General features: G+C 42.9%; 11 protein-coding genes and 1 pseudogene. 7 read left to right on the top strand and 5 right to left on the bottom strand.

Annotated elements, in window-relative coordinates; translation table 11 throughout:
• Positions 1-30: 30 nt before the first annotated feature.
• From moaB to modB, 7 genes are all read left to right on the top strand, one after another.
• Complete coding sequence (moaB, locus tag FHS24_RS04060) at positions 31-561, top strand: molybdenum cofactor biosynthesis protein B (RefSeq protein WP_089555991.1); 531 nt, start codon at positions 31-33, stop codon at positions 559-561.
• A 3-nt stretch (positions 562-564) separates the two neighbouring features.
• A complete protein-coding gene (gene mobA, locus FHS24_RS04065; RefSeq protein ID WP_227671719.1) occupies positions 565-1335 on the top strand; it encodes a molybdenum cofactor guanylyltransferase in 771 nt (256 codons plus the stop codon).
• 42 nt (positions 1336-1377) lie between these two features.
• Entirely contained in the window at positions 1378-1884 is a 507-nt protein-coding gene (gene moaC / locus FHS24_RS04070) for a cyclic pyranopterin monophosphate synthase MoaC (protein ID WP_183618898.1), read from the top strand.
• Between the two features lie 60 nt (positions 1885-1944).
• Positions 1945-2223: a MoaD/ThiS family protein gene (locus FHS24_RS04075; RefSeq protein ID WP_183618900.1), complete on the top strand. Its 279-nt coding sequence runs from the start codon at positions 1945-1947 to the stop codon at positions 2221-2223.
• A gap of 62 nt (positions 2224-2285) precedes the next feature.
• A complete protein-coding gene (locus FHS24_RS04080) occupies positions 2286-2777 on the top strand; it encodes a molybdenum cofactor biosynthesis protein MoaE (RefSeq protein ID WP_183618902.1) in 492 nt (163 codons plus the stop codon).
• Between the two features lie 68 nt (positions 2778-2845).
• Positions 2846-3688: a molybdate ABC transporter substrate-binding protein gene (modA, locus tag FHS24_RS04085; protein WP_183618903.1), complete on the top strand. Its 843-nt coding sequence runs from the start codon at positions 2846-2848 to the stop codon at positions 3686-3688.
• Between the two features lie 134 nt (positions 3689-3822).
• Complete coding sequence (gene modB / locus FHS24_RS04090; protein ID WP_183618906.1) at positions 3823-4524, top strand: molybdate ABC transporter permease subunit; 702 nt, start codon at positions 3823-3825, stop codon at positions 4522-4524.
• Positions 4525-4589: 65 nt separating this feature from the next.
• On the opposite strand, the gene FHS24_RS04095 is transcribed toward modB, so the two are convergent.
• From FHS24_RS04095 to FHS24_RS12615, 5 genes and pseudogenes are all read right to left on the bottom strand, one after another.
• Positions 4590-5594, bottom strand: coding sequence for a D-cysteine desulfhydrase family protein (locus FHS24_RS04095; RefSeq protein WP_183618908.1), 1005 nt, complete (start codon positions 5592-5594; stop codon positions 4590-4592).
• Positions 5595-6324: 730 nt separating this feature from the next.
• A pseudogene (locus FHS24_RS12610) lies at positions 6325-6684 on the bottom strand (IS3-like element ISPar1 family transposase); the annotation flags it as partial.
• Positions 6685-6922: 238 nt separating this feature from the next.
• A complete protein-coding gene (locus FHS24_RS04100; RefSeq protein ID WP_183618910.1) occupies positions 6923-7387 on the bottom strand; it encodes an outer membrane protein assembly factor BamE in 465 nt (154 codons plus the stop codon).
• A gap of 92 nt (positions 7388-7479) precedes the next feature.
• On the bottom strand, positions 7480-11898 hold the full coding sequence (locus FHS24_RS04105) for an ESPR-type extended signal peptide-containing protein (protein WP_183618913.1): 4419 nt from the start codon (positions 11896-11898) through the stop codon (positions 7480-7482).
• A 206-nt stretch (positions 11899-12104) separates the two neighbouring features.
• Positions 12105-12365 carry a helix-turn-helix transcriptional regulator gene (locus FHS24_RS12615; RefSeq protein ID WP_406947772.1) on the bottom strand — a complete coding sequence of 87 codons (261 nt, stop codon included), beginning with the start codon at positions 12363-12365 and terminating at the stop codon, positions 12105-12107.
• Positions 12366-12368 lie beyond the last annotated feature (3 nt).

Below are 12368 nucleotides of genomic sequence, written 5' to 3' on the forward strand. Positions count from 1 at the left end.
CATAACAAGCGTATTTATTAAGGAATATCCATGAGTAAGCTGCAAGCCCCCTTTACCCCGCTTAATATCGCTATTTTAACGGTTTCTGACAGTCGTACTCTTGCAGAAGACACCTCAGGGCAGTACTTGGTCGACCAACTGACCGCAGCAGGGCACCAGCTGGCAGATCGCCAACTGATTATTGATGATATTTATAAAATCAGAGCCGTGATTAGTGGCTGGATTGCCGACCCAGATGTGCACGCTATTATTACCACTGGCGGTACTGGCTTTTATATTAGAGACAGCATGCCGGAAGCGGTTGGCGTATTATTTGATAAATCGGTTGATGGTTTTGGTGAGATGTTCCGCTTAATCTCAAAAGACGATATCGGCATGTCTACCATCCAATCTCGCGCCGTCGCTGGCATGGCAAATGGCACGGGTATTTTTTGCCTGCCTGGTTCATCAGGTGCTTGCCGCACCGCTTGGGAAGGCATCTTACAAGAGCAGCTCGATAGCCGCACGCGTCCTTGTAACTTTGTGCCGCACTTTATGCGTACCAACCCAGGTCATGATTGATTCGTGCTTAAAGTGGCGGATAGCTTAATCCAAACAGATGAACTCAGTCGTTTAGCAGGTATCGTGATTTTGGCGGGCGGTGCATCCAAACGTATGGGGTCGCCAAAAGCTGAGCTTATACTGCCCACAGGTGAACGCTTGCTTGACTATCATGTCAGACAAGCGCTTGAATTAAGCACTGCGATGATAAGCAATATAGCTATTATGATTGCAGATAATGGACGTGGATTTAGCATCACTCCAGATTTGCTTAAGAAAAATCCACAATCGCTAGTCTTTCATCTTACTGATTATCTATCTGCTAACGGTTTTTCTAACAAGATTCTGTCAAGCAATGATAATAAACCGATTGAAACAGGCGGCGCGTTGGTAGCGATTGAAGCAGCGCTGCAATCATTAAAGAGTTTGGTAAGTTCAAACCAATTAACGAAAGACGCAAGCTGGCAGCAATCTTGGTTGATGGTCATTAGCTGTGATAGCTTAATTCCAGTTACCGATTTATGGCAAAAACTGCAACCTTATATCACGCAAGCTGCAGACAAATCTGTCATTTGCCTAACTGATAACAGTAATTTATATCCATTGTTAGGTTTATATCGTTTAAGTATTGAACCTGATTTAAAACGTTATATTGACGATGGGCAGCGACAAGTGATGAAGTTTATTAAGCCGATTATGCAGCCTGTCCCTTTTGCAAAAGCATGGCAAGATTTAACCAATTTTAATACGCCAGATGCGTTTGAGTGTGCATGCACTGCTTTGCGTGATATATAAAAATATTTATTAAGAGAAACCAGTCATTTAAGAGACATGAAAATGAATAACGACAATAAAAAAAATAATCAACCTGTCCTATCGCATTTAGATAGCGACGGTGATATCACCATGGTAGATGTCAGTGGCAAAACGGCTAGCACCAGAGAAGCCCATGCAGTCGGACAGGTCGTTTTTCCTGCAGATATTTATACGCAAATCAAAGACGCGGACGGTATGACTAAAAAAGGCAGCATTACTCAAACTGCTCATATCGCCGGTATCATGGCAGCCAAACGCACCCACGATTTAATTCCACTTTGTCATCCTCTGCCTTTAGATAAAATCAGCTTAAGCTTTGCATACGATGATGACCAAAACAGTATCACTGTGACTGCTGCCGTCAAAGTCACCCATAAAACTGGGGTAGAGATGGAAGCATTAACGGCGGTTAGTGTTGCCTGTTTGACCATTTATGATATGACCAAAGCCATCTCGCATGACATTGTGATTGATAATATTCATCTACTGAAAAAAACTGGCGGTAAGTCAGACTATCAGCATGGGTAAATCAGCCTCATTAACGCCATATAAAAAAAGCTTAGTAATGAATCAATAATGGAGACTTCTATGAGCACTTTAATCGACGACAATACTGATGCCACGATGAGTATTAATGTCTTATATTTCGCTAGCTTAGCCGATGAAGCCAATTGTCATGAAGAAAAAATCACGGTGCCACAGTCAACTTCATTGACCGAACTGTATGAGCAGCTGAGCCAAAAGCATCGCTTTAGTCGTCCGCAGTCGGAGTTACGTGTGGCAGTAAATGATTACTTTGCTAAGTGGACAGATGAGATTTATGACGGTGATAGTGTGGTTTTTATCACGCCGGTCGCTGGCGGTTAAAACCCTCCAAATATTTATTTATATAGCTAATAATCTTAAAATAATAAATAGAGAAAATAGTTATGACAGACAATGTACATGGGCAGTCGATGAGCATCAAGCGTAGCATCGATGAAGCGTATCTCATCGCTGAACGTGATGGTTTTGCACTGTTAGATACTGATATTGATGAAAGCCGCCTTAAAAAAACGCTCGATGATGACAGCTGCGGCGCATTTGTATGCTTTGAGGGACGGGTACGCAATCATAATAATGCCAGTAGCGTCAATCGCTTGACCTATTACGGTTATGAAGACCTCGCCATCAATCAAGGTCGCGTCATTATCGAAGAGGCAAAAAAATGTTTCGAGATTACCCATGCGATTGCCATCCATCGTATCGGTGCGTTAGAGATTGGTGATGTGGCGGTGTGGGTTGGCGTGGTCTCTGCGCATCGCTATCCTGCTTTTGATGCCTGTCGCTGGATATTAGATACCATCAAAGCCGACATTCCAGTTTGGAAGCAAGAATACTACCAAGATGACTCTTCAAAATGGCTTAACAACAACGGTTAAAAATGCGATTCAAATGGCTGCTCAAAGCGATAGGGAATAGCGAGCAATAATAGGAAGGTTCCATAATAATGCTTAAAATAATAACCATAACCTCAGCTTGCTTAGCATTAATGCTAACTGCTTGTAGCAAAGAGCAAACCACTCAGCCTACTCAATCGGACGCTAACACCACTGAGCATAGCCAAACGCTGCGTATCGCTGCTGCGGCCAACTTATCTGATGTATTGCCTGACATTATTGCCGGCTATAAAAAGGGTAAGAGCCTGCCAGCACAAGAGATTGAGGTGACTTATGCCTCTTCAGGTAAGCTATATGCGCAAATTATCTCTGGCGCACCGTACGATATATTTTTATCCGCCAATCAGGAATTCCCTGCCAAACTTGCCAAAGAAAAACCAGATAATTTAAAGTCTGCTGACAAAACAACCTATCAGCCGTTTACCTATACCCAAGGTCAACTGGCACTATACAGCACTACTAAATCTCTAAAAGAGTTAAACCCTACTACCTTAAACGAATTATTAATGAATGGGTCTGACAGTAAAATTACCATTGCCAATCCAGAACTTGCCCCTTATGGCAAGTCGGCACAAGCGTATCTACAGGCGCAAGATATCTTTGACACGCTCACTGAGCAAAATCGTATTATACAAGCTGAAAATATTGGGCAAGCGTTTCAATATGCGCATACTGGTAATGTCGATTATGGCTTTGTCGCCCAATCACAGCTGACGGCGATGAAAGCCACGCCTGAGCAGTTTTATACGTTAGCGCCAGACTCTTACCCAGCTATTTTACAAGATGGAATAGTGCTTAGTGATGCTACTGCCGCGACAGATTTTTCCAACTATCTACGCGCGCCTTCTGGACAGCAGTATTTTTCTAAAGCTGGCTATCTTGCGGTTGATTGATAAGGCTTTGTGAATTGATTGATTAATAATTAAATACATGCGTTTATTGATAAACTTGCAGATAAATTCAATGAGTAGATGGTTAGGATAAATGAAAAGGTTAGCATGGACTAAGCCAGTTGATAAGTAACGCTATGATTGCTCAATCTCTGATAGCAGACATGCTAAGCCCCGTTTGGGTAAGTATTAAGCTTGCTGCTATCACCACCTTATGCTTACTGCTGTTCGCTACTCCTGTGGCGTATTGGCTTGCCAAACCTAGCCGTGGGCAAGCGGTGTCTCGTCTTAAAGTTCTGTTGATGGGCATCATTGCTATGCCACTTGTCTTACCGCCTACCGTGATTGGTTTTTATTTATTATTACTGCTGAGCCCCAGCGTCGGTATTGGTAAGTGGCTTATCGAGCATAATATCAGCCCCTTGGTTTTTACCTTTGAAGGACTGGTTATTGGCTCTATTATCTACTCCCTACCCTTCTATATTCAGCCCGTCTACGCGCAGTTTTTACGCATTCCACCAAGCGTGATGGAGGTCGCAAGCTTACTAGAGCCCAGCCGTCTTAGACGCTTTATAAGGGTTGCTCTACCGCAAGCGCGCATTGGAATTATTTTGGGTAGCTTAATCAGCTTTGCTCATACAATTGGCGAGTTTGGCGTGGTGCTTATGATAGGTGGTAGCATTTCAGGCGAGACAAAGGTTGTGTCGATTGCAATATATGAGCAAGTAGAAGCGCTAAATTATGAGGCGGCACACATGATGTCGGGGATTCTTATCATTATGGGTATTATTATGGTAGCGCTGATTGCTAGTGTTAGCCGGCTTAATCAGCACCCATAACCATTGAATTAATCAATTAACTAATAACAAGTTAAACTTCTTATTTAAGAAATTAAATTTCTAGATTACTGGGTTTTTTTCGCCAAATCCAGCTCGTTGGCATAAGCAAATAAAGCCGGTGCACCGCCAGTATGCCAAAATAAAACACTGTCGCTTTCCTTGATTTTCCCCGTGCGAACCATGTCTATCAGCCCTCCCATCGCGCGACCAGTATAAACAGGATCTACTAATATCCCTTCCATTTGGGCAGTCATGGCAATAGCCTCATTTTCTAATGCGCCCACTACGCCATAGCCTTCGCCAACATAATCAGAGTTAAGAATTAAATCTGACGCGGTAAATCCATAATCCGTATTGATTAATTTTGCCGTGCTATTAGCAAGCGCCAGTGTATATTGATCGAAAGAAACTTTATCGGTTTCACCTTTATCAATATTGATGCCCACGATTTGATAAGGGGAGTTAAAAATTTTGTTGCCAAGCATTAGGCCTGCTTGCGTGCCGCCAGAGCTCGACGCAAACACGATATGCGTAAAGGAGATACCCATGCTTTGACGCTGCGATTCTAGCTCTTTAAACGCTTCTACAAAGGCTAACGCACCTCGCTCACTTGAGCCACCGTACGGCACTACATAGACGTTCTTACCTTGTTTGGTTAATTGCTCAACGATGCGGGGAATGTCTTCGCCTTTGCGATTAGCGCCTGCCCAGTGAATATGACAACCGAATAGCTTATCTAGCAACAGATTGCCACTTGCCAGCTCAGGCTCTTCGCCGCCTAAGACTAAATGACACTCCATCCCTAAGCTCGCCGCCGCAGCAGCTGTCTGACGACAGTGGTTTGACTGTATCGCGCCTGCGGTGATGATGGTATCAGCGCCTTTGGCAAGCGCGTCACCGAGGATAAATTCAAGCTTGCGGGTCTTATTGCCCCCTAATGCCAGTCCGGTATTGTCATCTCTTTTCATATAAATTTTGGGACCGCCCAAGACTTTACTCAATCTTTTCAGCTCAATTAACGGAGTTGGGAAGAAGCCTAACGGCTCTCTAGGTATGTGGTTATAGTCCATGTTATTTTTCATTCCTATTATATTATTGATCTAGAACTTGCATATTAGCACAGCCTACAAAAGCTGTATGAACAGTACTGCCTACTATCTTAAAAACCGTATAAAACTTAACAAAGGTAAGGTAACAGGCGATATATTTTTATTCGACGAATAATCAATAGCACGTAGGGCTAATAGAAAAAAAATGAGCGTGCTTTTAATCAAAGACGCATAAAAAATAAACAGACACAAAAAAACCCCAAGTAAACTAATACTTGAGGCGAAACTTGCTTAAACTTTACAGTTTAAATTCGTTTTAAATATGGCGCAGCGGACGGGACTCGAACCCGTGACCCCCGGCGTGACAGGCTAGACCCACTAAACTATGTAAAAAATCATTAAAGTATATTAACATGCATTACTATATATATCAAAGCCTTAACTGAATAAAATATCATGACACTTAGCGTAAATTAAGACATTTCATACAGGCCAAAATCTGTATTCTGGTCACTATATAAGTGCAAATATTATACATTTTAGCAAAATAAAAGTTTGGTTTTTATACATGCAGCTATATATTTACATCTCAATAAAACCTACCGCTGCTGCCCAAGTCACTATTCATTAACGTCGATAACAGCTCAATAGTAAGTACCTTCATGTGAACATTGAGCCCTTAAATCTATGCTAGATTATAATCATAACTACAGTACTGACTCCCTATGCGAGAATGCACAATTAACGCTTAGCTGGTTTGTTTACTCTTAATTGCCATATTGAGCCACGGAATACTAGTTCTGTTGTCATACGCTTATTGATGGCATAGCCGATGAGCTCTTTAACTCCTCCTAAGTACGTACAGCCAACCCTTATTAGGTCATATAAGAGTGATAACACTGACCCAGACTTCGTTAGAGCGATTTGCATCAAACTTCTGATCAACTAGGTTTGGATAAACTAGCTTGTTATGATCGGAGTTTATATTGACTTCAAAGCGCTCGTGATGACGGCATTTAATGCCGTACTCTTCTGGAATATAATGAATCATCTGGTGAGCTTACTCTGCAAGACGAGCATTCAGTCGCTCAGCACTATGATGCTGCTTAGTTTATCAAGCCTAGGTATACGTTTTCTTCAGCATAACTTAGTATCAAAGATTGATTACAATTACTTGAAACCAACAATCAATATATTTCTTGTTTGGGTAAGTACGGCCTCTTATTAACTTTCCTATTTCATTGTGCACTTACAATATTCTAAATTGAAATATTAAGCATAAAGAGCAAGACATCTAATGTCTTGCTCTTTACATTTCTATTCTCAAGCTATTAGCGCTTAACGAGCCATTAGCGTTTAAACTGTGCATATTTAGCACAAGATGCTGGCTGCCAATAAAACTCAGTGGCGAAGAATTCATCGTCGCGTATTCTGCCCTCATAGCTGTCATCAAAGATTATTTTATATTGGCACGTTTCTACTGTGTTATTAGCATCATAGAATTTTAGAATATAATCCCATTCACGAGCATTAAAACCTTCGCTGAAATGAGGCGTGCCAATTAACTTATACAGCTCGTCTTTCGTGGTTCCCACTCTAATCTTGGCGATATCTTGGTGATTAACGATAGTGCCGCCTTTTTGCCAGGCTTTATTAGAATCAGGGAATACCACATCATCAGGGGTGACAGAGCCTTTTTGCGCGCCAGGTGTCAAATGCCAAGTTGGCATTATATTTTTTTGCGCACAGCCAGATACTGTGAAGAGCAATGCGGTCGTTGCCAATAAGCCATAATGGCATAGAGATTTTTTCATTATTCATTCCTTAATATATGTTATGAGTAATTTGACAACGCCTGCCCATTTGTGGACGGGCGCTGTCATCAAATAATGTAGCAATACGAGATTTAGAAATGGAAGCCTGCACCAATTGCGCCGCCAGCATTACCTTGCGTATCGGCTGTACCATTTGCTTTAATTACCCAACGACCATTATCAGAAACTCTTGAGATACCCACTGCAACCGCACTTTGACCGTTGTAAGTCGCGACACCACCGCCTATCATGGATTTACCAGGGATATAAGCTTGTGGCAGTGAAGACATCGCCATGGCTGCTGAAATACCGGCATTAGCACCATCTTCAACTTCACCAATCTTGTAGCCCAACTCATTGACGCTGTTGCTAACTCTCTGGTCCAGAGCATTTAATTGACCAAGATTGACCGCATCATTAACCTCGATACCATCAGCCACGCCAGTAATGGTTTTATTACCAGCATAAATACCATCTACTGTCATGCTTGGACCGTCTTTGATGCTTACGCCATTATTATTAACCGTGGTATTACCAGTGGTCACACTATCTACGCTGATATTGCCACTTAAATCAAACTTAATGCCGCTACCAGTCGTGGTCGTCGTGATATTGTCACTACCTTCAAACTTAAGCGCAGTACCATCGCCTATTGGCTTATTAATATCAGCACCATTATCAGCACCGAAGCTTAGACCAGCGTCAAGTCTGCCAGTATTGGCTTGAATGTTATCGTTCGATGCATTCTCACCATCTTTGAGAGAAGCAATAGCATCGTCGATGGTGTTTTTACCAGTGCCGCCAATGTCTGTGGTAGTAATAACCCCACCTTTATTTTTGGCATTGCCACCGATAACGCCTACGATAGAATCGGCAGTGTTGTTTAGCTGATCACCATTTACGACATCATTAGATCCAGCCGCTACGGTACCGTTAGCCACACCCGTTAACATACGGTCGCCATCTTTACCAGTAAAGTCAACACTAGTCCCACCGGTTGCAGCTCCTACCGTAATGCTATCAGTAGGAGTTTGCTGCTGGACGAGGCCTGCTTTGCCAGCAGCCAGATTAGCGATATTATCAGTGTTTGAGGTAATGCGGTCATCAAGGTTGGTTAGCGCATCGCCTACATTGTTGGCATTCACATTCCCATTATCTAAGCTATAAGAAGGTGCGCTTACTTTACCCGTATCTGAATCATATTTTGCGCCGCCACCTAGGTTGTTTGCTGTGCTATTACCTAAAGCATCCGTTTTACCGTTAGCTTCTGCCGTAATTTTATCTAACTGTCCTTTGTTCACAGCATCTGTTGCTTTAACAGCATCGCCTACATTGGTAATGATCGTGCCACCAGCATTAAGACCATGGACACTGATGCTCGGGCCTGTCTGCAGACCTGTACCATCAATGAATCTGACACCGCCTTGGTTAAAGATGGTAGTGTTGCCTGCTGCGTCAGTGGCAATAAAGCCATTAGCGCCATAGTCAACACTGTTGCCAGTTGCATTATCAACGACATTAGTGCCTTTACCAGTGATGGTGGTCACGTTGTCGCCGTTAGTGATGGTATTGCCCTTAGCCGTACTGATATTGGTGTTGCCATCTTTATCAGCCAGCTCAGAACCCGTTGCAGTGTAGTCAGCGCTGTTGCCTTCATCATCGACAACATTGGTACCAGCAGTAGTAATAGTAGTGCTATTGCCTTGGCCGTCATCTACTTTAACACCTTTATTATTGGTCACTGTGTTACCAGTCTTCACGCTGCCATCTGCACCAAGATCGATGTCTTTGGCAAGTTGCACGAGTAGACCATCTTTATCATTGGCCACCACACCAATGTTGCCAGTCGTTAAGGGAGATTTTGCACCGCCAGTGATATTTAAGGTCTCACCAAGTTTGCGCTTAACATTCGTACCGCTATCATCTGCAAAGCTTAAGCCTGCATTCGTTAAGGCATTTTGCGTTGAGTCTAATTGACCCTTATTCACCGCGTCAGAGGCGTTTACCCCATTGGCTACATTGCCAAGGCTAGTGCCGCCACTGATGACAATGTTATTGCCATTAGCATCTTTACCAATGACAGCAGGCGTACCAGCTAAAATGACTTTGTTGTAATTGATAGCGTTCGTAATAGGATCGCGCTCATATTGCACAGCTCCGTCGGCTAGGCTGTCTAATTGACCCTTATTCACAGCGTCTGTTGCATCAACGGCATCAGCGACACCAGTAATGACTTTACCGCCTGCATTAATACCGCCTACAGCAATGCTTGGACCTGTTTGCTGACCTGTACCATCAATAAAGCTGACGCCGCCTTGGTTGACAGTGATGCCATTGTTACCAGCAGCGTCTGTAGCTGTAAAGCCATTAGCACCATAGTTGCTGGTGTTGGTTCCGTCAGTGACGTTGGTACCAGTAGCTGTTAGCTTGGTTTCATTGCCATTGGCGTCTTTAGCGGTCACGCTATCAAGATCAAGGTCACGCTTGGTTTTGACTTCATAGCTGCTGGCACCCGTTGTTTGGTCGACGGTTTCAGTGACTAGAATGTTTTCACCTTCAGTAACGATAGTCTTCGCCGCGGTTGCTGCATTCTTAACATTGGTAATTGCACCATGAATGGTATCAGCACCAGTTCCACCAATGTCAGTTGAGGTGATCAAGCCGCCATTATTCTCGGCGTTGCCACCAATAACGTTTTTGACCGATTCTGCTGAGTCAAACAGCTGGCCACCATTGATGGCATCTTTGCTGCCAATCAGTACACTGCCGTTGTCGACATTGATGATTTTCTGGTTGCCTGCATTGATACCAGCGGTAGTGACACTTGGGCCGCCAGTGATGGTCAGACCTTCCGCACCATAGTTACTGGTGTTGGTGCCGTCAGTGACGTTGGTACCAGTGGCTGTTAGCTTGGTTTCATTGCCATTGGCGTCTTTAGCGGTCACGCTATCAACATTGATGTCATCCGCCGTACCAATCGTAATGTTATTACCACTACGATTGACTTTAATATTATTGCCGTCTTTAAAACTGACTGTTGCATCAGCACCGACAGCAGTTGCTGTATCATTATTTACCTGAATCTTAAAGGTTTGATTTTGTAGATTAGTGATGTTATTACTATTTGTAGTAGTACGACCATCGATATTAGTAATCGCCGCACCAACGTTAGTGACTTCGTTGCCATCTACATTGTATTTAGGTAGAGTCACTGCACCCGTAACTGGATTATAAGTTGAACCGCCACCTAGAGCCGCTGCTGTATCTTCACCTTGTTTATTGCTCAATATATTTTGTTTTCTTAATTGCGCTACTGTTACCGCATCGCTGTCTATCGCACCATCAGCTAAGTTTGTCAGACGGCGTTTTTCAGTGCTGTTACCAAATGACACAGTGCCTTGAGTAGTGGCAGCCATATTAGTTAAAAATGATGCTCCTGACTGTGCTTCAGCAATAGAGTTTTGTCCTAAAGCTGCACTATTTATACCATTTACTCTCGAATTTAGACCCAGTGCCACACCACCTGAAACAGCGGTATTAGCACCTTCACCAATGACTACAGCATTAGTGGCTGTTGCTTTCGCGCCTGTGCCAATAGCGACTGACTTTTCAGCTGTCGCTTCTGAAAAAGCACCAATGGATAAGGCATTTTCTGCAGTCGCTTGCGCACCACCACCAAAAGCAATTGAATCTTTAGCAGAAGCTTTTGTTTGACCGACAGTTTGATAATTGGTTCCTGATTGTCCTGTACCTACGCTTCCTGCGTTTTCAATATCTGGTGAACCGATGGCAATCGCACGATAACCTGTTGCAGTGGCAGAATGACCGATCGCCAGTGTTCCTTTACCTGTCGCAGCAGACACATTACCAATTGCTTGTGCGTAGTCAGCAGTGGCTGCTGATTGACGACCTATTGCTAAAGAAGTATTTCCGCTAGACACGGCAGCAACACCCACTGCAACAGCTGCGGTATTACTTGCTTTAGCATAAGTTCCTATGGCAGTTGCTAGACCATTAGACTCTGCGCCAGCACCAATAGCAGTACTACCGCCTGTATAGCCATTATCTGTACTCCATTTAATGTTATTAGTATTACCAGCTGCAGTGCTATTGTTATACGGATTTTGTCTATCCAAAATACCTGAATTTTCAGTGGCTGTAGAGTTACAACCAATGGCAATAGCATTGGAAGCACCAGAATTAGGTGTAGTTGCTTGCTTATTTGCTCCTGTACTTCCTTCACAAGAAGAAATTACGGTACCACTTCCTGTACCCCCTGTACTAGCAGCAGCAAAAACTTGAGGCGACAGACTCATTCCCGCTGCTGCTAGACCTATATATAAAGTACTTAATCGCAATAGCTGTGTACCTTCTGTTGCTATATCAGCAGAGACAGGGACGCTGGCTTTCACGGCGCTACTTGAAGATTTTCCACGGCTTTTTGCATATTCTGAGACTGCCATAAAACAGCGTAATGACTTATTCCAAATTACCTTATAACTACGGTTCATACTTTGTTCTTCCTATATGAATTAATCATGGGTACATAAACATAAAGCCTATAGTGATCAGTTAAGCTAATTGATAGCTACAATAGGCTTTATATGAAAAAAAAGACAAACGGGTCCTGTCCACCACTCTGAAGTAGTAGATAAAAGAAGACAGACAATGAAAGAATTTCTTTATGTTTTATAGAAAAACATAAAATATGGATAGTTTATGAATACATCTTTTTATAATACTTTGGTGTCATAGCAAACCAACTTTTAAATGCCGTAAGAAATTGACTGCTGGATCGGTAGCCTAATAGCGAAGCTACATAGGTGTCAGACAGTTGATGGTCTACTAAATGCTTATGAGCCAACTTTTTTCGTATATTTAATAATATTTCTTGAAAGGTGGCATTTCCCTCTCCTAAACGCTGTTGCAAACTACTCACACTCATATTTAAAACCTGCGCCACTTGTTCATGAAACACATG

This window comes from Psychrobacter luti (assembly GCF_014192115.1).
In the GTDB taxonomy this organism is placed as follows: domain Bacteria; phylum Pseudomonadota; class Gammaproteobacteria; order Pseudomonadales; family Moraxellaceae; genus Psychrobacter; species Psychrobacter luti.

Coding starts and splice junctions, on each gene's coding strand:
- moaB (WP_089555991.1), top strand. CDS start 31: ATGAGTAAGCTGCAAGCCCCCTTTACCCCGCTTAATATCGCTATTTTA.
- moaC (WP_183618898.1), top strand. CDS start 1,378: ATGAATAACGACAATAAAAAAAATAATCAACCTGTCCTATCGCATTTA.
- FHS24_RS04075 (WP_183618900.1), top strand. CDS start 1,945: ATGAGCACTTTAATCGACGACAATACTGATGCCACGATGAGTATTAAT.
- FHS24_RS04080 (WP_183618902.1), top strand. CDS start 2,286: ATGACAGACAATGTACATGGGCAGTCGATGAGCATCAAGCGTAGCATC.
- modA (WP_183618903.1), top strand. CDS start 2,846: ATGCTTAAAATAATAACCATAACCTCAGCTTGCTTAGCATTAATGCTA.
- modB (WP_183618906.1), top strand. CDS start 3,823: ATGATTGCTCAATCTCTGATAGCAGACATGCTAAGCCCCGTTTGGGTA.
- FHS24_RS04095 (WP_183618908.1), bottom strand. CDS start 5,594: ATGGACTATAACCACATACCTAGAGAGCCGTTAGGCTTCTTCCCAACT.
- FHS24_RS04100 (WP_183618910.1), bottom strand. CDS start 7,387: ATGAAAAAATCTCTATGCCATTATGGCTTATTGGCAACGACCGCATTG.
- FHS24_RS04105 (WP_183618913.1), bottom strand. CDS start 11,898: ATGAACCGTAGTTATAAGGTAATTTGGAATAAGTCATTACGCTGTTTT.